This is a genomic window from Mesorhizobium loti, assembly GCA_014189435.1.
Classification (GTDB): Bacteria; Pseudomonadota; Alphaproteobacteria; order Rhizobiales; family Rhizobiaceae; genus Mesorhizobium; species Mesorhizobium loti_G.
The window spans coordinates 5,813,683-5,833,442 of sequence record CP050293.1 but is presented as its reverse complement, the minus strand read 5'-3'; the positions used below and the strand labels follow the sequence as shown (position 1 = coordinate 5,833,442).

At 62.6% G+C, this 19,760-nt stretch carries 24 protein-coding genes and 1 pseudogene; 13 read left to right on the top strand and 12 right to left on the bottom strand.

Annotation, left to right across the window (positions count from 1 at the left end):
* Positions 1-162: 162 nt before the first annotated feature.
* Genes HB777_27875 through HB777_27865 form a run of 3 tightly spaced genes read left to right on the top strand, consistent with a single transcriptional unit; the run spans position 163 to position 2,839 of the window.
* Positions 163-1,254 carry a fatty acid desaturase family protein gene (locus HB777_27875; GenBank protein ID QND67371.1) on the top strand — a complete coding sequence of 364 codons (1,092 nt, stop codon included), beginning with the start codon at positions 163-165 and terminating at the stop codon, positions 1,252-1,254.
* Positions 1,255-1,289: 35 nt separating this feature from the next.
* Positions 1,290-1,604, top strand: coding sequence for a Rieske 2Fe-2S domain-containing protein (locus HB777_27870; protein QND67370.1), 315 nt, complete (start codon positions 1,290-1,292; stop codon positions 1,602-1,604).
* A complete protein-coding gene (locus HB777_27865) occupies positions 1,601-2,839 on the top strand; it encodes an FAD-dependent oxidoreductase (protein ID QND67369.1) in 1,239 nt (412 codons plus the stop codon). The genes HB777_27870 and HB777_27865 overlap by 4 nt, the downstream gene beginning before the upstream one ends.
* 137 nt (positions 2,840-2,976) lie before the next feature.
* On the opposite strand, the gene HB777_27860 is transcribed toward HB777_27865, so the two are convergent.
* Together HB777_27860 and HB777_27855 are read right to left on the bottom strand one after the other, a co-directional pair.
* Positions 2,977-3,936, bottom strand: coding sequence for a DUF1402 family protein (locus tag HB777_27860; GenBank protein QND67368.1), 960 nt, complete (start codon positions 3,934-3,936; stop codon positions 2,977-2,979).
* 192 nt (positions 3,937-4,128) lie between these two features.
* Positions 4,129-5,406 carry an oxidoreductase gene (locus HB777_27855; protein ID QND67367.1) on the bottom strand — a complete coding sequence of 426 codons (1,278 nt, stop codon included), beginning with the start codon at positions 5,404-5,406 and terminating at the stop codon, positions 4,129-4,131.
* A 66-nt stretch (positions 5,407-5,472) separates the two neighbouring features.
* Between HB777_27855 and HB777_27850 the strand changes: the two genes are divergently transcribed.
* On the top strand, positions 5,473-6,057 hold the full coding sequence (locus HB777_27850) for a TetR family transcriptional regulator (GenBank protein QND67366.1): 585 nt from the start codon (positions 5,473-5,475) through the stop codon (positions 6,055-6,057).
* A 61-nt stretch (positions 6,058-6,118) separates the two neighbouring features.
* Here HB777_27850 and hslU read toward each other — a convergent pair whose 3' ends face one another.
* The 6 genes and pseudogenes from hslU to hslV form a co-directional block, all read right to left on the bottom strand.
* Entirely contained in the window at positions 6,119-7,432 is a 1,314-nt protein-coding gene (gene hslU, locus HB777_27845; GenBank protein ID QND67365.1) for an ATP-dependent protease ATPase subunit HslU, read from the bottom strand.
* Positions 7,433-7,436: 4 nt separating this feature from the next.
* Positions 7,437-8,036 carry a DUF2585 domain-containing protein gene (locus HB777_27840; GenBank protein QND67364.1) on the bottom strand — a complete coding sequence of 200 codons (600 nt, stop codon included), beginning with the start codon at positions 8,034-8,036 and terminating at the stop codon, positions 7,437-7,439.
* 49 nt (positions 8,037-8,085) lie between these two features.
* Positions 8,086-8,571 (bottom strand): hypothetical protein, encoded by a 486-nt coding sequence (locus tag HB777_27835; GenBank protein ID QND67363.1) that lies wholly within the window; start codon positions 8,569-8,571, stop codon positions 8,086-8,088.
* Entirely contained in the window at positions 8,550-9,104 is a 555-nt protein-coding gene (locus HB777_27830) for a hypothetical protein (protein ID QND67362.1), read from the bottom strand. Before HB777_27830 ends, HB777_27835 begins: the two co-directional genes overlap by 22 nt.
* Positions 9,101-9,616 carry an acetyltransferase gene (locus HB777_27825; protein QND67361.1) on the bottom strand — a complete coding sequence of 172 codons (516 nt, stop codon included), beginning with the start codon at positions 9,614-9,616 and terminating at the stop codon, positions 9,101-9,103. Before HB777_27825 ends, HB777_27830 begins: the two co-directional genes overlap by 4 nt.
* Positions 9,606-10,156, bottom strand: a pseudogene (hslV, locus tag HB777_27820) (ATP-dependent protease subunit HslV). The gene HB777_27825 and the pseudogene hslV overlap by 11 nt, the downstream one beginning before the upstream one ends.
* A 243-nt stretch (positions 10,157-10,399) precedes the next feature.
* On the opposite strand from hslV, the gene hisB reads away from it, so the two are divergent.
* From hisB to HB777_27775, 9 genes are all read left to right on the top strand, one after another.
* On the top strand, positions 10,400-10,999 hold the full coding sequence (gene hisB / locus HB777_27815) for an imidazoleglycerol-phosphate dehydratase HisB (GenBank protein QND67360.1): 600 nt from the start codon (positions 10,400-10,402) through the stop codon (positions 10,997-10,999).
* A 4-nt stretch (positions 11,000-11,003) separates the two neighbouring features.
* Positions 11,004-11,480 carry a DUF2628 domain-containing protein gene (locus tag HB777_27810; protein ID QND67359.1) on the top strand — a complete coding sequence of 159 codons (477 nt, stop codon included), beginning with the start codon at positions 11,004-11,006 and terminating at the stop codon, positions 11,478-11,480.
* Between the two features lies 1 nt (position 11,481).
* The gene (hisH, locus tag HB777_27805; GenBank protein ID QND67358.1) at positions 11,482-12,132 is read left to right on the top strand and encodes an imidazole glycerol phosphate synthase subunit HisH; all 651 of its coding nucleotides are present in this window, start codon (positions 11,482-11,484) and stop codon (positions 12,130-12,132) included.
* A gap of 65 nt (positions 12,133-12,197) precedes the next feature.
* Positions 12,198-12,488 carry a DUF1330 domain-containing protein gene (locus HB777_27800; GenBank protein QND67357.1) on the top strand — a complete coding sequence of 97 codons (291 nt, stop codon included), beginning with the start codon at positions 12,198-12,200 and terminating at the stop codon, positions 12,486-12,488.
* 4 nt (positions 12,489-12,492) lie between these two features.
* Positions 12,493-13,242 (top strand): 1-(5-phosphoribosyl)-5-[(5-phosphoribosylamino)methylideneamino]imidazole-4-carboxamide isomerase, encoded by a 750-nt coding sequence (hisA, locus tag HB777_27795; protein QND67356.1) that lies wholly within the window; start codon positions 12,493-12,495, stop codon positions 13,240-13,242.
* A complete protein-coding gene (locus tag HB777_27790; GenBank protein QND67355.1) occupies positions 13,239-14,075 on the top strand; it encodes an arginase family protein in 837 nt (278 codons plus the stop codon). The genes hisA and HB777_27790 overlap by 4 nt, the downstream gene beginning before the upstream one ends.
* Positions 14,072-14,866: an imidazole glycerol phosphate synthase subunit HisF gene (hisF, locus tag HB777_27785; protein QND67354.1), complete on the top strand. Its 795-nt coding sequence runs from the start codon at positions 14,072-14,074 to the stop codon at positions 14,864-14,866. The genes HB777_27790 and hisF overlap by 4 nt, the downstream gene beginning before the upstream one ends.
* Positions 14,867-14,899: 33 nt before the next feature.
* Positions 14,900-15,223, top strand: a complete 324-nt coding sequence (locus HB777_27780; GenBank protein ID QND67353.1) for a phosphoribosyl-ATP diphosphatase — start codon at positions 14,900-14,902, stop codon at positions 15,221-15,223.
* 23 nt (positions 15,224-15,246) lie between these two features.
* Positions 15,247-16,206: a type I pantothenate kinase gene (locus HB777_27775; protein QND67352.1), complete on the top strand. Its 960-nt coding sequence runs from the start codon at positions 15,247-15,249 to the stop codon at positions 16,204-16,206.
* Here HB777_27775 and HB777_27770 read toward each other — a convergent pair.
* The 4 genes from HB777_27770 to HB777_27755 all read right to left on the bottom strand — a co-directional run bounded on the left by HB777_27770 (position 16,193) and on the right by HB777_27755 (position 19,709).
* Positions 16,193-16,822, bottom strand: coding sequence for an alpha-ketoglutarate-dependent dioxygenase AlkB (locus HB777_27770; GenBank protein QND67351.1), 630 nt, complete (start codon positions 16,820-16,822; stop codon positions 16,193-16,195). The genes HB777_27775 and HB777_27770 overlap by 14 nt on opposite strands.
* A 191-nt stretch (positions 16,823-17,013) precedes the next feature.
* Positions 17,014-17,487 carry a peptidoglycan-binding protein LysM gene (lysM, locus tag HB777_27765; protein QND67350.1) on the bottom strand — a complete coding sequence of 158 codons (474 nt, stop codon included), beginning with the start codon at positions 17,485-17,487 and terminating at the stop codon, positions 17,014-17,016.
* Positions 17,488-17,575: 88 nt separating this feature from the next.
* A complete protein-coding gene (arfB, locus tag HB777_27760) occupies positions 17,576-18,013 on the bottom strand; it encodes an aminoacyl-tRNA hydrolase (protein QND67349.1) in 438 nt (145 codons plus the stop codon).
* 85 nt (positions 18,014-18,098) lie between these two features.
* Positions 18,099-19,709 carry a phosphoenolpyruvate carboxykinase gene (locus HB777_27755; GenBank protein ID QND67348.1) on the bottom strand — a complete coding sequence of 537 codons (1,611 nt, stop codon included), beginning with the start codon at positions 19,707-19,709 and terminating at the stop codon, positions 18,099-18,101.
* Positions 19,710-19,760 lie beyond the last annotated feature (51 nt).

The window sequence follows — 19,760 nt, the reverse complement described above, 5'->3', positions numbered from 1 at the left end:
TCGCTGGGATCGTCCGAGCCTTTCTACATCATCCTGATAGGAAATGATAGAAACTATCTTTGTGATGTTGAGTCTATCATCGGTCGGCGCTATTTTCAGGCTCGAAGCCAATGAGTGGCTGGCATTGGCTATGGCCAGAGCCGTTTGCCGTGGGAGGCAATCATGACCGCAGCACCGTCCCGGCGTGACTACAGCCTGATCGGCCGCGACGCCAAGCTCGCCGTCGAGACCGGCCTGTCGGCGGCCGAATGGTATCACACCGAGATTCCGCGCAAGCAGATGAAGGAGCTGATGCAGCGCTCCGACGGGCCGGCGATCCGCGATACGGCGATCTGGTTCGCCGCGCTGATCGTCAGCGGCGCCGGCGGCGCCTGGTTCTGGGGCACATGGTGGTGCGTGCCGTTCTTCTTCGTCTATGGCGTTCTCTACGGCTCCTCCACCGATTCACGCTGGCACGAATGCGGTCACGGCACCGCCTTCCGCACGCAATGGATGAACGATGCGGTCTATCAGATCGCCTGCTTCATGATCATGCGCAATCCGGTGACCTGGCGCTGGAGCCACACGCGTCACCACACCGACACCATCATCGTCGGCCGCGATCCGGAAATCTCGGTCATGCGGCCGCCGGATCTGCTGCGCGTCATTCTTGCCTTCGTCGGTGTAACAGACGCCTGGCATGCGATGTCAGACATGCTGCGCAACGCCGCCGGCAACATCAGCGCGGCGGAAAAGACCTTCATTCCCGAACAGGAGCAGCCAAAGGCGATCCGCGTCGCCCGCATCTGGACGGCGATCTACGCCGCCACCATCGCGCTCGCGCTCTATTCCGGTTCGTTCCTGCCCCTGATGCTGGTCGGCCTGCCCAGGCTCTACGGCGCCTGGCATCACGTCATGGTCGGGCTGCTGCAGCATGGCGGTCTGGCCGACAATGTCACCGACCATAGGCTGAACAGCCGCACCGTCTACATGAACCCGATCAGCCGCTTCATCTACTGGAACATGAACTACCATGTGGAGCATCATATGTTCCCGATGGTGCCCTATCACGCGCTACCGAAGCTACATGCGCTGATCAAGCACGATCTGCCGGCGCCGACACCGTCGATCCTGGCCGGCTACCGCGAGATGATCCCGGCCTTCCTGCGCCAGCTGCGCAACGAGGACTATTTCCTCAAGCGCGAACTGCCGCCGACCGCCAGGCCGTATCGCGAGGAATTCCACGACGACGCCGTCGCCGCCGCGGCGGAATGATCGCGCTTGTACCCGATTTCCAAGGGAGGACTTGAATGAACGACTGGGTCGAGGCCTGTGCCACCGGCGACATCGACGAGGAGGATGTGATGCGCTTCGACCATGGCGGCCGCACCTTCGCCATCTATCGCAGCCCCGACGATGAGTTCTTCGCCACCGACGGCCTGTGCACGCATGAAAAGGTGCATCTGGCCGACGGGCTGGTGATGGACGACATCATTGAATGCCCCAAGCACAATGGCCGCTTCAACTACAAGACGGGTGACGCCCGCGGCGCGCCGGTCTGCGTCAACCTGAAAACCTATCCGGTCAAGGTTGATGCTGGCAAAGTCCTGATCCAGATCGGATGACTGACATGGCGCGGGGAATGGTCATCATCGGCGCCGGCGAATGCGGTGGGCGCGCAGCATTGGCTCTGCGCGAGCTGGCCTACGACGGCCCGGTGACGCTGGTCGGCGATGAGCCGCATCCGCCTTATGAGCGCCCGCCACTGTCCAAGGACGCGATGGTCAGCGAAGCGCCTGAAATCAAGGCGATCGCCAGCGAGGCAATTCTGGCCGAGAAATCGATCCGGCATATCCATTCCGTCCAGGCCGTGGCGATCGATCGCGCGGCGCATGCGGTCCGCCTGTCGGACGGTTCGGTCCTGCCCTACGACAAGCTCCTGCTGGCCACCGGTTCGACGCCGCGCAAATTGCCGATGCCGGGGCTGGGTCCGCGCTGCGTCTATCTCAGAACCTTCACTGACGCGCTCGCCATTCGCGCGCATCTCACCGCCGGCAACCGTATCGCCATCATCGGCGGCGGCTTCATTGGCCTCGAACTCGCTGCCGCCGCCCGCAAACTGGGCGCGTCTGTCACCGTCATCGAGGCGCAGCCCCGCATCCTGATGCGCGGCGTGCCGGCCGAGATCGCAGAAATCATCCATGAAGCCCACGTCGCCGAGGGCGTGAAAATCCTGTGCGGTGACGGCATCGTGTCCATCGCCGACGATGGCAAGCAGGTGCGCATAGCGCTTGCCGGCGGACAGGAGCTATCAGCCGACCTCGCCGTCATCGGCATCGGCGCCGTGCCGGTGACCGGGCTTGCCGCCGAAGCCGGCCTGACGATCGACAACGGCATTGCTGTCGATGCCGAGCTGCGCAGCAGCGATCCCGACATATTTGCTGCCGGCGATTGCTGCTCGTTTCCGCTCGCCGTCTATGGCGGCCGCCGCGTGCGGCTGGAAGCCTGGCGCAACGCCCAGGAGCAAGGCGCGCTGGCAGCCAGGAACATGCTTGATACCGGCGAGGCGCATGCAGCGGTGCCGTGGTTCTGGTCGGATCAATATGGTCTGAGCCTGCAGATCGCAGGCCTCTCCGACGAAGGCCGCAGCACCGTGCGCCGCGATCTCGGCGATGGCGCCTTCATCCTCTTCCATTTGGCTGAAGACGGCAGGCTGGTGGCGGCCAGCGGCATCGGCCCCGGCAATGCGGTCGCCCGCGACATCAGGCTGGCCGAAATGCTGATCGGCAAACGGGCGAAGCCGGCGCCGGAAGCGCTGGGATCGCAGGCCATCAAGCTGAAGTCGCTGCTGGCGGCTTGAGTGACAAGGAGTTGGCCTTACCCTCCCCCTTGTGGGGAGGGTCGCTGCGAAGCAGCGGGGTGGGGGTGCGGCACCGGACCCCCACCCGGACCTCCGGTCCGACCTCCCCACAAGGGGGAGGTAGAGGGCCATACCCCCTAAAACAGCGCCTTCAACTCCGACAATTTATCATTCACCAGCCAGCCGTAATAATTTTCCTCGGGCAGTTTTTCCGGCTCACCAGCGGCGCGGCGCCTGTCGTTTTCCGCCTTCAGCGCATCGGCGCGCTGCTCCGGATTGCCGACATTGTAGAGCGTGGCGGTCAGCCCCGGATTGCCCGAAATGTCGAAGCCGGCAATGCTCTTGTAGGCGTCGATCGATTTCCGGATCGTCGCCGCGACGTAAGGCAGCGTCAGGTCGGGATCCATGATGGTCTTGTAGACCGAGTTGGGATCGCCGACGTCGAGCTTCGGCAGGCCGGAAACCTTGTGTACGAGATCGCTCATCTGCAAGGCGGTCAGCGGATTGAGCTGGCCGAGGCCGAAGGTCTGCCCGGCATAATAGGGCTGGAAGAAAGTGGCGCCGAAGCGGTCGTCGGGAAAGCTTGTCCCGCCAACGCTCTTGCCGCGAAACGAATGGTTCCAGACCTGCTCGCGGCATTCCCACAGATCGTAGCTGTCGGACATCCCGGCGCATTTCTTGAATTCCGGCCGCTGCACGAAATCCGTGATGTCCTCGCCGTCATAGGCGAAGGACAGCTTGCTGGAGAGATAGGAGATTGCCTTGACGTAGTAGGTCTGCAGCCGGTCATAGGCGTCGACATTGTAGGTGTGCTCGCCGACGATGGCGCCGACGATGTGCAGGGGATCGATGCCGTAGGTGGCTGCTGCCTTCTTGATCTTGCCGCGCAATTCGGCGTCGTTCTGCAGCAAGGCGTAAACCTTGCGGTACTTCGCCTGGAAGGTGGTGTTGGTCGCCTGCGTGCGCCGGCTGGAGGCGCCGGGAATGTCGGGCTGCACGGCATTGCGGTTTCCCGGCGGCACCAATGTCGCCGCCTCGGCCGCGAACAGCGTCGCCACCAGCGTCAAGCCGAGAATGATCAGGATCAGTTTTTTCATACGCCGCCGCCTGCAAATCTTGCGGGCAAACTAGGGTAGTGCTCTGGGTTGAGTCGAGAGCGCCCCTTCACCCGGCAAGACGAAAGGTGGCCAGATGGTACCATCTGGCCACACATGATTTTATCGCCGAACGTGTTGCCTGGACCAGCGCCCGGTCTGGGTCGAGACGCATAAACGTCGCGGCGGGCCGGATTATCGCCATTTCGCCGCACGGTCGACGATGGGCTGTTGATTCCAGGCATATTCCGGCAGCCGCCAGTCGCCGCCCCGGTCTTCCTTCGAAAGCCGGGCGATCAGATCCGGAATTCGCAGGCCGCAGGCCAATGCTGCAACAGCATGAAAAGCGTCAACGCCCAACTGCGTTCTGGGCATGCCCAATCGCAGGAGGCGTGGCTTGACCGCTTTTTGAATTTCATTAGCGAACGGCCGCAGCAACTTGTCGTAACTTGCAAGCGCCTCCGGCAGGTTTTGAGAATTCCGATTGATCTCACCGGCAAGGACATACGCTCCCACCAGGCCGCCAGAGACCCCCATGCCGCTAAAGGGAGATGCACAATGCGCGGCATCGCCGACCAGGGCCACTCGCCCCTTGGACCATGTATCCGTACGCACCTGCACCACTTCCTGGGAGTAAAAACTCTCAGTCACCGCCATGCCTTCGAGAAACCGTTGGGTCTGCCATCCTGCGTTTTGAAACCGGTTCGTCCAAAACTGCTTTTGGCGCTCGATCGACTGTTTGTGAATGGCGGATGCCTCTTTGGAATCGTCCCTGAGCACAAAGTAGACCTGGGTTTCCGTTGGGTTGTGGCTCCTGCGCATGATCATTCTGCCGCCGGGTGCAATGTAGGTGTCACGAATGTTGCTGTCGGATGGAAGGCGCGGAATGAACCAGTACGCCATGTGCATCCCCAGCCGCAGGTAGGGATCAGGAGAAGCGGTCGGCAGAATGGCTTTACGAATGCGCGACCCTTGCCCATCCGCGCCGACCAGGAGGTCAAACGCGTCGGAAGAGCCGTCGGAGAAATGGGCAATGACCTGTCTCTCATCCTGTTCGAAACGCTCGACGGTCTTGCCAAAGACGTAGGCGACGGCGTCCTTCGTTGCATCGAAGAGAATGCGCACGAGGTCCCCGCGCATGATCTCGTATTCGGATGTCAGGGACTGACGGCCTCGGCCTGAAGTGTTGGCCATGATCGTCGCTACGGCCTTGCCTTTGGCGTTTACAAAGGAGACTCCGGCCTCATCGACAAGCCTGCTCCTGACAACGTCAAGCAGTTCCATTCGCTTGACGGCATCGATGCCTTGGCCGCGAAGGTCGACTTGCGCACCGGTGGCCCGGAGAACCGGAAAACGTTCGACAACGACGACCCGGTGACCGCTTCGGGCAAGCCAATAGGCCAGGGCCGGCCCGGCAATGCCGCCGCCACAGATGAGGATTTTGAGGGAGGAAGTTCCCGATCCAATTGTCATGTGCAATCCTTAATCTATCACTGATAGGTTGGTTGCAACCTTCCCTATCAGTGATAGATTGTCAAGATGACAAAACTGAACCGTGAAATCGTGATTGCCGAAGCACTGGAACTGCTCGACGAGGTTGGCCTGGATGCCATCAGCACCAGGCAACTGGCGAAGCGGCTGCGTGTCGAGCAGCCGTCGCTGTACTGGCATTTCCGAAAAAAGGAGGAACTGCTGGCGGCCATGGCAGAAACCGCCATGGCGTCCCATGCGACCGCTCGGCTTCCGATGCCATCCGATAATTGGCATGACTGGTTCGCCGACAACACGCGCAGCTTCCGGCGAACGCTGCTGATGCGCCGCGACGGCGCACGACTCCACGCCGGAACCCGCCCGGGCGCGGCAGACATCGACCGAATTACACACAAGATTGCGTTTCTGGTCGCGTCCGGGGTGCCTGAGCAGGACGCCAAGATGGCGATGCTTGCCGCCAGCCGCTTCACGGTCGGCAGCGTGCTAGAGGAACAGGCCGAGGCCAGTCTCGCCGCCAATACGAACCGCACCGTCGACGTCCCGCAGATGGATCATGCGGCGGCGTTCGAGGCGGGGCTGACGCTTATTCTGGATGGCTTGGCGGCACGTACGAGGCGCCAACAACGTCCATGAATTGCTCGATCCTCGCCTTGGCCGTTTTTGAGTCAACAGCCTTGTCCGCCGCCGCCTTTTCTCAAAGGATGAACCGCGACAGGTCGGTATTCCTGGAGAGGTCGCCGACATGCTTTTCCACATAGGCGGCATCGATCGTGACTGCCGTGCCGTTGCGGTCGGGCGCGTCATAGGAGATCTCGTCCAGCACCCGCTCCATCACCGTCTGCAGCCGCCGGGCACCGATGTTCTCGACGCTGGCGTTGAGGTCGACGGCGATGCCGGCCAGCGAATCGATGGCGTCGTCGGTGAAGGTCAGGTCGACGCCTTCGGTCTTCATCAAAGCGATATACTGCTTGATCAGGCTGGCTTCTGTCTCGGTCAGGATGCGGACGAAATCGTCCTTCTCCAGCGCCCGCAGCTCGACGCGGATCGGCAGGCGGCCCTGCAATTCCGGCAACAGGTCTGACGGCTTCGAGACGTGGAACGCACCCGACGCGATGAACAATATGTGGTCGGTCTTCAGCGGTCCGTATTTGGTCGCCACCGTGGTGCCTTCGATCAGCGGCAGCAGGTCGCGCTGCACGCCTTCGCGAGAAACGCCGGCGCCCATGCCGCCTTCACGCGACGCGATCTTGTCGATCTCGTCGAGGAAGACGATGCCGTCATTCTCCGTCGCATCGAGCGCCCGGCGCACCACCTCGTCCTGGTCGAGCAGCTTGTCGGACTCGTCGTTGACCAGCAGGTCGTAGGATTCCTTCACCGTCGTCTTGCGCGTCTTGGTCTTCTTGCCGCCCATCGCCTTCGACAGCATGTCGTTGATGTTGAGCACGCCGATATTGGCGCCCGGCATGCCGGGGATCTCGAAACCGGGCATGCCGCCCGTGCCGGTGTCGGCGACCTCGACCTCGATTTCCTTGTCGTCGAGTTCGCCGTCGCGCAATTTCTTGCGGAACGAGTCGCGGGTGGCCGGGCTCGCCGTCTTGCCGACCAGCGCTTCCAGCACCCGTTCCTCGGCGTTGATGTGGGCGCGCGCCTTGACGTCCTCGCGCATCTTCTCGCGCACCAGGCCGATAGCGATCTCGACAAGGTCGCGGATGATCTGCTCGACATCGCGGCCGACATAGCCGACTTCGGTGAACTTGGTCGCCTCGACCTTGACGAAGGGCGCACCGGCGAGCCGCGCCAGGCGGCGCGAGATCTCGGTCTTGCCGACGCCGGTCGGGCCGATCATCAGGATGTTCTTCGGCATCACCTCTTCGCGCATCTGGCCTTCCAGCTGCTGGCGGCGCCAGCGGTTGCGCAAGGCGATGGCCACGGCGCGCTTGGCGTCCTTCTGGCCGATGATGAAGCGGTCGAGTTCCGAAACGATTTCGCGGGGAGAAAATGTCGTCATGTCACTAAATTCCACTTTGCCACTGCTTGATGGCCTCGAACGGATGCAGCAGCATGATCACGTTGAGTGTCAGATTGTCCCGGATGAGATAGCCAGTACCAAGTTCGAAGAGGATGGCGAGGCTGACGATCACCCATATAGGTAGCCTTCGCGCCATCACAAATCCCAGCACCATGGCCAGTGTGTCGGAGACCGAATTGATGATGCTGTCGCCGTAATAATCGAGCGAGATGGTGCCGGCGCGGTAGCGGTCGATGATGAACGGGCTGTTCTCGAGCAGTTCCCAGCCGCCCTCGATGAGGACGGCGAATGCCAGCCTCAAGCCGATCGGCGAGCGCGGGAACAGGAATCGCGCCAGGGCATAGAACAGGAAGCCGTGGATGATGTGCGAGAACGTGTACCAGTCCGAAATGTGCTGGGAATTCTCCGAACTCTGCACGACTCCATGCCAGAGTTTGACATAGCCGCAGGTGCAGATCGGCGTTCGGCCCATGCCGTAGAGTGCCCCCGCCTGGAAGATGATCAGGGCAAGGACGAGCAGAAGCCCCATCCGCCAGCTGTCCTCGTAGGCCGAATAGCTTTTGTCGTCGCCCGATGCATTCATGCCCTATTGCCCCTCTTCCGCGTCGCAGTCTCGACCATCACAAAGCCCGTCACGCCTTCAGCGGCGGTAGCCGGCGGATCACGGCCGCCGGCAAGGTCGGTTTAACGACAATCCGCCGGATACGCTGCCAGCCAGCCCCGAACAGAATAATCAGCGCGCCAACAACGACCAGGATCAAGGCAAAAGGCGGGATGCCCGTCGAATCGGAGGCGGAATTCACCAGATAATAGATGCCCAGCGAACCGAAGTAAGCCAATGTAGGAACCAGAAGCGAACGGCGGTCTATGGCAAGCGCGACATAGAGGAAGCCAAGGATCAGAATCGTCAGCATGATGGTTGCGTTGGCATTCGGCGCGATGTGTCCGAATACGACGTTCTGGCCGGTTGCCATGATAAAGAGCGGATGCACCAGCATGGGCGCCGAGACGACATGCAGCCAGAAAGCGCAGTCGGACCAGATCTTGCGTCGATCCCTATCGTAAATGTCAAAAGCTACACCCGTTGCGAACACGATCAGGCCGCAGACCAGCGGCATGTAAAGTGCCGCGCGGAGCAATTCGGGAACATCTTCAAGGCGCGGCGGCGCAATCGGAACAGATATCCGGCCCGGGACGCCGTCTGGCGCAACGCCAATAGCTGCCAGATAGTCTCCGGCTTGCGTATGCCGAAGCTGGCCTCCACTTGCAGCGCCAGAGCGGCCAGAATGGCGGCCATGAAAATCAGGGCAAGCACGGACGACGATAATTTCATCCGGTGCTGACGCGTGACAATTTCGGCGAGCCCCCAGGCGAAAACCGCGAGGATGCCGGCGATCCAGAATGTCTGGCCTGGAAGCAAGGTGGTGAGGACAAAGAAGAAGCCGGCGCTGAGCAGAACGGTTCCCACGGTGACGAACAGATCGTTGCCGCCGCCGACCAGCCGCAGGTTTTCCTCGTCACCCTCGTCATCGGCGCGCCTGGTCTCGGGGGCGAGAGCGGTGCCGCGCTCCATGGCCTCCAGCTGATCGCGCAGGGTCTGCGAGATCAAACCTTTCGCGATTGCCTTGTCGAGTGTTTCGGCGCTGATCAACAGGCCTCCTGCGGTGCTTCGCACGCCATCATCAGGGCTGGCCCGTATTCCGTTGTTCTGGTGTCAAAGGCAACAAAGCCGGCCTTTTCATAGGCGCGAATGGCGCGTCCGTTGTCTGGATGCGGGTCGATGATGACGCGCGGCACACCCTCCTCGAACAGCTGTTCGACGAACTGGTGCACGATCGCGGAGCCATGGCCGAGCCCGATCAGCTCCGGCCGGCCGATCGACAGGTCGATGCCCAGCGTGCCGAACGGCTGGTCGGCATAGGGATGGTCGTCTTCCAGATGCGGATCGTAGCTTTGCAGATAGGCGATCGGCTTGCCGTCGAGCTCGACGATCAGCGGCTCGACGGAAATGCTGTCGATGTGCTCGCGAATCCCGGCGATTTCCGTCTCGGGATCGTCCCACCACTCGGCAACATGCGGCTCGGCCAGCCAGCCGGCGATCATCGGCAGGTCTTTCTCGGTCACCGGCCGAAAATCGTAGAGCATAGCTTGCTCAGGCGGCATCGAGCGTTTCGATGACGAAACTGTTGTTGGTGTAGACGCAGATATCGGAGGCGATCTGCATTGCCTTGCGGGCGATCTCCTCGGCGTCCTTGTCGGTGTCCATCAGCGCGCGCGCCGCCGCCAGCGCGTAATTGCCGCCCGAACCGATGGCCATGACGCCAAATTCGGGTTCGAGCACGTCGCCGGTGCCGGTCAGCGCCAGCGAGACCGACTTGTCGGCAACCAGCATCATCGCTTCCAGCCGGCGCAGGTAGCGGTCGGTGCGCCAGTCCTTGGCGAGCTCGACGCAGGCGCGTGTCAGCTGGTCGGGATATTGTTCGAGCTTAGCCTCGAGTCGCTCCAGCAGCGTGAAGGCGTCGGCGGTGGCGCCGGCGAAACCGGCGATCACATTGCCGCCCTTGCCGATGCGGCGCACCTTTTGGCGTTGCCCTTCATGATGGTCTGGCCAAGGCTGACCTGGCCGTCGCCGGCGATCACCACCTTGTTGCCCTTGCGCACCGTCACGATGGTCGTGGCGTGCATGGTCAGTTCATTGGACATTTCCCGGCTCCGAGCAGCGCTATCCCAAAAAGGCGATTGGCGCGGTACGAGTAACTTTGATCGGCCATATGTATGCATGGGGCCGGTGATTGCAAATCGCCTCTCTGGCAAGGCCGATACCGCTGTCAGAGGCAACTGGCAATCGCCGGACCATGCTGCTAGAAGGCTTTCGTTTTCAAGCCCGCGAGCGCTTGAAGCCTCTGAGCCGGTCACGATGTGAACCTCTGGGACAAGGATAGAGTGATGCCGCCCCGTTCCGCCGAAGCAAGCCGCAAGACCAAGGAAACCGACATCTCCGTGTCGGTCCATGTCGACGGCTCCGGCAAGTCGGACATCGCCACGGGGGTCGGTTTCTTCGACCATATGCTGGACCAGCTGTCGCGCCATTCGCTGATCGACATGACGGTCAGGGCCAAGGGCGACCTGCACATCGATGACCACCACACGGTCGAGGACACCGGCATCGCGCTCGGCCAGGCGCTGGCCAAGGCACTCGGCGAGCGGCGCGGCATCATGCGCTATGCCTCGATCGACCTTGCCATGGACGAGACTCTGACGCGCGCGGCGATCGACGTGTCTGGGCGTCCGTTCCTGGTCTGGAACGTCTCTTTCTCGTCGCCGAAGATCGGCACGTTCGACACCGAACTGGTGCGCGAGTTCTTCCAGGCGCTGGCACAGAATGCCGGCATCACGCTGCATGTCACCAATCACTATGGCGCCAACAACCACCATATCGCCGAGACCTGCTTCAAGGCGGTGGCGCGTGCGCTGCGCGCGGCTCTCGAACGCGATCCGCGCCAGCCGGACGCGGTTCCTTCCACCAAGGGATCGTTGAAGGGGTAAGGTCATGGCCATCTATGTCGTGATGGAACCGCCCGGCCGCAGCGGGAAGGTCGATGCAACGGCCTTGGTCCGCGATGGCTTCACCTGGCTCGGTTTCCTGGTGCCGCCACTGTGGTTCGCCTGGCATCGGCTGTGGATCGAAGCAGCGCTTGCCTTCGTCGTCATGGGCCTACTCTCGATGCTTGGCCAGAAGCTCGGCCTTGGACTGGCCGGCTCGCTGCTGTCGCTGCTGGTTTCGCTCTATGTCGGCCTGGAAGGCCAGGGGCTGCGCATCGCAGCACTTCGCCGGCGCGGCTGGCACGAATGGGGCGCGGTTCAGGCCGGCAGGCTTGACGATGCCGATATACGCTATGCGCTGGAGGCGGAAGCGCTTGCCGATGAGGCTGCGCCGACGCAGCGCATCGTCCCTGACGCTGCCTTGGCGCGGCCCGCGCAGATGGGCATGGCGCTAGGGCTGACCCACATCCCGGGAAGAAGCTGACATGCGGGTTGCGATCATCGACTACGGCTCAGGCAATCTGCGCTCGGCCACCAAGGCTTTCGAACGCGCCGCGCGTGAAGCCGGCATATCGGCTGATATCGACCTGACATCGGATGCCGAACGGGTGCGCACGGCCGACCGCATCGTGCTGCCCGGCGTCGGCGCCTATGCCGACTGCGCGGCCGGCTTGCATGCTGTCGATGGCATGTGGGAAGCGGTCGAGGAGGTGGCCATCTCCAAGGGCCGGCCGTTCCTGGGCATCTGCGTCGGCATGCAGCTGATGTCTGAGCGCGGCCTGGAAAAGACCATTACCAAAGGCTTCGGCTGGATATCAGGCGACGTCAAGGAGATCACGCCGGCCGATCCGGCGCTGAAAATCCCGCAGATCGGCTGGAACACGATCGAGCTCAAGCGCCAGCATCCGCTGTTTGCCGGCATTCCGACCGGCGCAAGCGGGCTGCACGCCTATTTCGTCCATTCCTACCATCTTGATGCGCGCAAGGCGGACGAAGTCCTGGCGGTTGCCGACTATGGCGGTCCGGTGACGGCGACCGTCGCCCGCGACAATCTCGTCGGCACGCAGTTCCATCCGGAAAAGAGCCAGGCTCTGGGCCTGGCTCTGATCACCAATTTCCTGCGCTGGAGGCCCTAGAGCATGATCCCGAAAAGTGGCCCCCGGTTTTCGGAAGAGATCATGCTTAAGCAAAGGGATAAATCATGAGCAAGAAGGGTTACTGGATGGCGATGATCGATGTTCGCGATCCCGAAATTTACAAACAGTACATCGAGGCGAATGCCGTCGCCTTTGCCAAATACGGTGCGAAATTCCCCGTGCGCGCCGGGCGCTATGAGAATCCCGAAGGACCAACCGGCAATCGTCATGTCCTGGTGGAGTTCGAATCCTACGACAAGGCGGTGGAATGCTATCATTCGCCGGAATATCAGCATGCCTCGAAATTCCGGCTTGCCGCCTCATCAGGCCATTTCGTCATCGTTGAAGGCGCCTGAACGTATGATCCTTTTCCCCGCCATCGACCTCAAGGACGGCCAATGCGTGCGCCTCAAGCACGGCGACATGGCCACCGCCACCATCTACAATGACGACCCGGCGGCCCAAGCCAAAGCCTTCGAGCAACAGGGCTTCGAATGGCTGCATGTCGTCGACCTCAACGGCGCCTTCCAGGGCCAGAGCGTCAACAGCGCGGCGGTCGGCGCCATCCTCAAGGCGACGAAAAACCCGGTCCAGCTCGGCGGCGGCATCCGCACGCTGGCGCAGATCGAGGACTGGCTCGATCGCGGGCTGGCCCGCGTCATCCTCGGCACGGTGGCGGTGCGCGATCCCGATCTGGTCAAGCAGGCCTGCAGGGCATTCCCCGGCAAGGTGGCCGTCGGCATCGACGCCAAGGGTGGCAAGGTGGCCGTCGAGGGCTGGGCCGAGGCGTCGAGCCTCGGCGTCATCGAACTGGCGAAGAAATTCGAGGGCGCCGGCGTCGCCGCCATCATCTACACCGATATCGACCGCGACGGCGTTTTGACCGGCATCAACTGGGACGCCACCATCGATCTTGCCGACGCCGTGTCGATCCCCGTCATCGCTTCCGGCGGTCTCGCCTCGATCGCCGACATCGTGCGCATGACCATGCCTGATGCGCAAAAGCTCGAAGGCGCGATTTCGGGCCGCGCGCTCTACGATGGCCGCATCGATCCGGCGGAGGCCCTGGCGATCCTGCAAGGCCGGCCAGCGGCGGAGACGCGACCGTGAAAATCTCCATCATCCTGGCCTCCTATGACAGCGGCCACTATCATGGCGGCATGGGCCAGGGCCCGGACGCTCTGATATCAGGCGGCCTCGTCGACGCCCTGACCATGGCTGGCCATGACGTTGCGGTGGAAGACATCGGCAAGGTTGGAGACATCCAGGAGCGCGAGATCGCCACCGGCTTTGCCGTCTGCAATGCGGTTGCGGCCGAGGTTCGCCTTGCTCGTGACGCCGGTCGGTTTCCAATCGTCCTTGCCGGAAATTGCCTGACCAGTGCAGGTGCTGTCGCCGGCGAAGCCGCCGATGCGATCATCTGGGCCGACCAGCATGGCGACCTCAACACGCCCGAGACATCCATCTACGGCTTTCTCGACGGCATGGCGCTGGCGACAGTGCTCGGCCTGTGTTGGCGTCCGATGGCATCAGCCATTCCCGGCTTCAAGCCGATCGATCCGTCGCGCTGCGTGCTCGTCAACGCCCGAGATCTCGATGCGGCTGAAAAACAGCTTCTCGAGACATTGCCGATCGTCCGGACGGAATGCTCCGGGGTAGCCCAGGCGACCGAAAGACTGAAGGTCGCCGGCGCCAAGCGCGTGCACATGCATCTCGATCTAGACGTGCACGATCCCCAGGACTTGCAGGCCAACCGCTACGTCACATCAGGTGGGCCGAGCCCGGAACAGTTGCGCGACGCGGCTTGCGCCATGGCGCTTGCGGTGCCGGTCGTCGGCATCACCGTCTCCGCCTATGATCCGGCTTTCGACGGGCAGTCCGATGTTCCGCCGCTGGTCGGCCAGTTGCTCAACGATCTCATCGCCACGATAGAGGGAAGGTGATGCTGAAAGCCCGTGTCATCCCCTGCCTAGACGTCAAGAACGGTCGCGTCGTCAAGGGCGTCAACTTCGTCGATCTCATCGACGCCGGCGATCCGGTCGAGGCGGCCAAGGCCTATGATGCGGCCGGTGCCGACGAGCTCTGCTTCCTCGACATCACCGCTTCGTCCGACAATCGCGAGACCATCTTCGACGTCATCGCCCGCACCGCCGAGCAATGCTTCATGCCGCTGACCGTCGGCGGCGGCGTGCGCCAGGTCGCCGATATCAGGAAGCTGCTGCTGGCCGGTGCCGACAAGGTGTCGATCAACACGGCGGCGGTGAAGAATCCGGATTTCGTCGCGGAAGCCGCCGACAAGTTCGGCAACCAGTGCATCGTCGTCGCCATCGACGCCAAGAAAGTGTCTGGCGCCGGCGAGGCCGATCGCTGGGAAATCTTCACCCATGGCGGGCGTGAGAAGACCGGCATCGACGCGGTCGAATTCGCGCGCCAGATGGTCGATCGCGGCGCCGGCGAGATCCTGCTGACGTCGATGGATCGTGATGGCACCAAGGCCGGCTACGACATCGCGCTGACCCGCGCGATTGCAGATGCGGTGCGCGCGCCGGTGATCGCTTCCGGCGGTGTCGGCACGCTCGACCACATGGTCGAAGGCATTCGCGATGGCCACGCCGGCGCGGTGCTGGCGGCGTCGATCTTCCACTTCGGCACCTACACGATAGCGCAAGCCAAGGCGCATATGGCCGCCGCGGGGCTGCCGATGCGGCTGGACTCCTCAGGCGATCGGCCCTAGAGGCTTCCGGCTAAGAAAAAGGCTCTAGGCGCCATGGCTGAATTTTCGCTCTCCGACCTGGAGACAATCATCGGGGAACGCGCGCATTCCGGCGACCCGGACTCGTGGACGGCGAAACTGTTCGCGCGCGGCATCGACAAGGCGGCGCAGAAGCTCGGCGAAGAGGCGGTCGAGACGGTGATTGCCGCCGTCAAGGGCGACAAACCGGCCCTCGTTTCGGAAAGTGCCGATCTTATATATCATTGGCTCGTCGTTCTCGGCCTCTCCGGGGTTCCGTTGAGCGATGTGCTTAGGGAACTCGAAGGCCGCACCGGGCGTTCGGGCATCGCCGAGAAGGCGTCACGGCCCAAGGGCTGACCGCGAGGAGGGCGGGTATCTCGATGGATCAGCTCGCGCCAACCGAGAAATATTCCCCCTTTCGTTTCTTCTCAGCCGAGCAATGGTCGCAATTCCGCGCCGACACGCCGCTGACGCTGAGCGCGGATGAATTCCGCCGCCTGCGTTCGCTCAACGATCCGGTCGACCTCGAAGAGGTCAAGCGCATCTATCTGTCGCTGTCGCGGCTTTTGTCCGCGCATGTCGAAGCGAGCCAGCTGCTGTTTCGGCAACGCCAGGCCTTCTTCAACGCGGTGGACATCGTCAAGACGCCTTTCATCATCGGCATTGCCGGTTCCGTCGCGGTCGGTAAATCGACCACGGCGCGCGTGCTGAAGGAACTGCTGGCGCGCTGGCCGTCGAGCCCTAAGGTCGATCTCATCACCACCGACGGTTTCCTGCTGCCCAACGAGGTCCTGCGCCGCGAGAACCTGATGGAGCGCAAGGGCTTTCCCGACAGCTATGATGTCGGCGCGCTGCTGCGTTTCCTCTCGGGCATCAAGTCGGCGCTGCCCAATGTCCGCGCGCCGGTCTATTCGCACCTGACCTATGACGTCATTCCCGGCGAGTTCGTCACCATCGACCGGCCCGACATCCTGATCTTCGAAGGCATCAATGTCCTGCAGCCCGGCAAGCTGCCGCAGGACGGCAAGATCGTGCCCTTCCTGTCGGACTTCTTCGACTTCGCCATCTATATCGATGCCGACGAGAAGCTGATCCACGAATGGTACATTTCCCGCTTCATGCGGCTGCGCGAGACCGCTTTCCGCAATCCGGACTCCTTCTTTCACCGCTACTCGCAGCTCTCGGAGGATTCGGCCCGCGCCATCGCCGAAGGCCTGTGGACCAACATCAACCTGAAGAATCTGCGCGAGAACATCCTGCCGACACGGGCCCGCGCCGACTTGATCCTGCGCAAGGGTGCCGATCATCTGATCGAGGAAGTGGCGCTCAGGAAGCTGTGACGGCTGGCTTCGTCACCCGTCGCAGCGTCAGATTGATCCGTCCGCCATTTTTCAGCAGCGCCGAGGTCGAGGGGTAGATTCGATCGACGCCGTGGAAGCACAGGCGGCCCTCGCCGCCGAGCACCACGACGTCGCCGCTTTTCAGTCGAAACGACCGGGTCGCCCCCTCACGCGTCGTCTGGCCGACCCTGAACAGGCAATCGTCGCCCAATGAGACGGAAACCACCGGCGCCGAAAAGTCGGCCTCGTCGCGGTCCTGATGCAGGCCCATTTTTGCGTCCGGCGTGTAGAAATTGATCAGGCACGCTTCCGGCGGATTGGGGTAGCCCGAGACCTGCCGCCACAGCTCGAGCAACGCCTCCGGGATTGGTGGCCACGGCGCTCCGGTCGCCGGGTGCGTCGGCTGGTAGCGATAGCCCTGTTCCTTGTCGGTGACCCAGCCGAGCGGGCCGCAATTGGTCATGCGCACGCTCATCTCCTTGCCCGTGCGCGGCATGGCCGGCACGAACAGCGGCGCCTGCTGCACAATGCTTCTCACCTCTTCGACCAGCGCTTCCTGCACGCTGCGTGACAGGTAGGCCGGCATGTGGCGGACGCCTTTGGGCAGGACGAGCATGAGATTGGTCGCTTGATCCGTTCGTCAAAAGCCAAGCATGCCATCGCCAAATGAAAACGGCGACCCGAAAGCCGCCGTTCCACCGCTTTGTTTGACACAATTACCAAGGGAAAGCGCTATGCGCTTTTCCCGGGAAAACCGTCTTCACACTTTTCCTGGAATTGCTCTTGGCAAATTGGCAATCACCCCGATCAGGCGAGATCTGGAATGCGCAGCACCTGGCCCGGATAGATCTTGTCGGGATGGGTCAGCATCGGCTTGTTGGCCTCGAAGATGGCCGTGTTCTTCGTGCCCTTGCCCTTGCCGTAGCTCTTCTCGGCGATCTTCCAGAGATTGTCGCCCTTCTGGACTGTGTAGAAGGTTGGCTCCTTGGCCGGGGCAGCGGCCGCGCCGGCCTCAGGCGCGACCTGCAACTCGTCCGCCTGCACCTTGGAGACGCCGAGCGTGTTGCCGACGGCGATGACCGCCTTTTCGAAGATCGACTGGTCCTTGACCACGCCCTTCAGCACCGCCGTGTCGCCCTTGACGACGACCTCGACGCCATCAGTGCCGAGCTTGTGCGAATCGAGTTCCTTCTTGAGTGTGTCGGCCGTCGGTGCGGCTTCTTCGTCACCGCCGATGCCCAGTTTCTTGCCGACGCTCTTGACGAAATCGAACATGCCCATCTTTGGTCTCCCTTGCTGTGGCAAGGTGGAACCTTGCATCTGCGATGCGAAATGGGAAGCCGTTTTGTGCGCGTGATTGGTGTGGTGCTTAATCGTTCTCCACCCGGCCGCGCAGTTTCTTGATCGTGCCGCGTCCGGCCTTGCTCTTCAGCCGCCGCTCCACCGCGCCTTTCGACGGCCGCGTCTTCTTACGCGGCGGCGGCGGCGGTTCGGCGGCCTTGGCGACCAGTGCCGTAAGCCGTGCCCGGGCGTCCGCCCGGTTCTGTTCCTGGGTGCGGAAGCGGCCGGCCTCGATGACGATGACACCGTCCTTGGTGGCGCGCTGGCCGGCAAGCTTGATCGTCCGCTCGCGCACGCGCTCGGACAGACCCGCTGCGTTGGCCGCGTCGAAGCGCAGTTGCACCGCTGTCGCCACCTTGTTGACGTTCTGGCCGCCGGGACCCGACGAGCGGATGAAATCCTCGTGCAAGTCGCCCGGGTAGATCACCGCGTCGCCTGATATGATAATGTTGTCGTCGCTCGCCATGCCGCAGTCATGGCGCGGCGGATCGAAAAAGAAAAGGCCCGATCGAAACCGGGCCTTTCAACGACAGCCGAGCCCGATGGCGCGATTACTCCGCCGCTTCCTGCATGCGCGGCGCGGCACCCAGCACCACGGCGTCGACATGGCTTTCGAACTTCTCGAAGTTGACGGCGAACATGCCGACCAGCCTTGCCGCCTGCCGGTCATATCCGGCCTTGTCGGCCCAGGTCGAGCGCGGGTCGAGAATGGCGCTGTCGACGCCTCGAACCGCCACCGGCACCTCGAAACCGAAATGGGCATCGGTGCGGAACTCGGCCGTCTTCAGCGAGCCGTCAAGCGCGGCCGCAAGCAAGGCCCGCGTCGCCTTGATCGGCATGCGCTTGCCGGTGCCGTAGGCGCCGCCGGTCCAGCCGGTGTTGACCAGCCAGCAATCGGCATCGTGGCGGGCAATCAGTTCGCGCAGCAGATTGCCGTATTCCGATGGATGGCGCGGCATGAACGGCGCGCCGAAACAGGTCGAAAACGTCGCTTCGGGCTCGGTCACGCCCTTTTCGGTTCCGGCCACCTTGGCGGTGTAGCCGGAGAGGAAATGATACATCGCCTGCGCCGGGGTCAGTCGCGCGATCGGCGGCATCACGCCGAAGGCATCGGCGGTCAGCATGATGATGTTCTTCGGATGATTGGCGCGTCCCGTCTTGCTGGCGTTGGGGATGAAATCCAGCGGGTAGGCGCAGCGTGTGTTTTCGGTCAGCCTTCCGTCGTTGAAATCCGGCACGCCATCAGCGTCGAGCACGACATTTTCCAGCACGGTGCCGAAGCGCTGAGTGGTGGCAAAGATTTCCGGCTCGGCTTCCGCCGACAGCTTGATCGTCTTGGCGTAGCAGCCGCCTTCGAAATTGAAGATGCCGTGCGGTCCCCAGCCATGCTCGTCGTCGCCGATCAGCGTGCGCGAGGGATCGGCCGACAGTGTCGTCTTGCCGGTGCCCGACAGGCCGAAGAAGATGGCGGCGTCGCCAGCCGCACCCTCATTGGCCGAGCAATGCATCGGCATCACACCTTTCGCCGGCAACAGATAGTTGAGCATGGTGAACACCGACTTCTTCATCTCGCCGGCATAGGAGGTGCCGCCGATCAGCACGATCTTGCGCGAAAGATCCACGGCGATCACCGTTTCGGTGCGGCTGCCGTGGCGTACCGGATCGGCGCGGAAGGACGGCAGGTCGATGATCGTCATGTCAGGCACGAAATGCCCGAGCTCGGCGGCATCCGGACGGATGAGCAGATTGCGGATGAACAGCGAGTGCCAGGCAAATTCGGTGATCACCCTGGTGGGCAGCTTCAGCTCCGCATCGGCGCCGCCGACCAGATCCTGGACGTAAAGATCCTTGTCGGCGGCATGCGCGCGGAAATCGGCAAGCAGCGTGTCGAACTGGGCCGGCGAGATCGCCTTGTTGTTGTCCCACCAGATATGCGGTTCTGTGGCGCTATCGCGGACGACGAACTTGTCCTTGGGCGAGCGGCCGGTGTGCTGGCCGGTCTCAGCGACCAGCGCGCCATGTGCGGTCAACCGGGCTTCGCCGCGCCGGATCGATTCCTCATAAAGAGCAGCCGCACCGAAATTATAACGCACCACGCCGGTGGTTTTCAGGCCGATATGATCGATCGCGCAGGCGGAATTGCGTTTGCCGACTTCCGACATGGGTGTCCCTTCTTGGATTTGCCGCATCTTTGCCGGTACGTTTCCGGCATG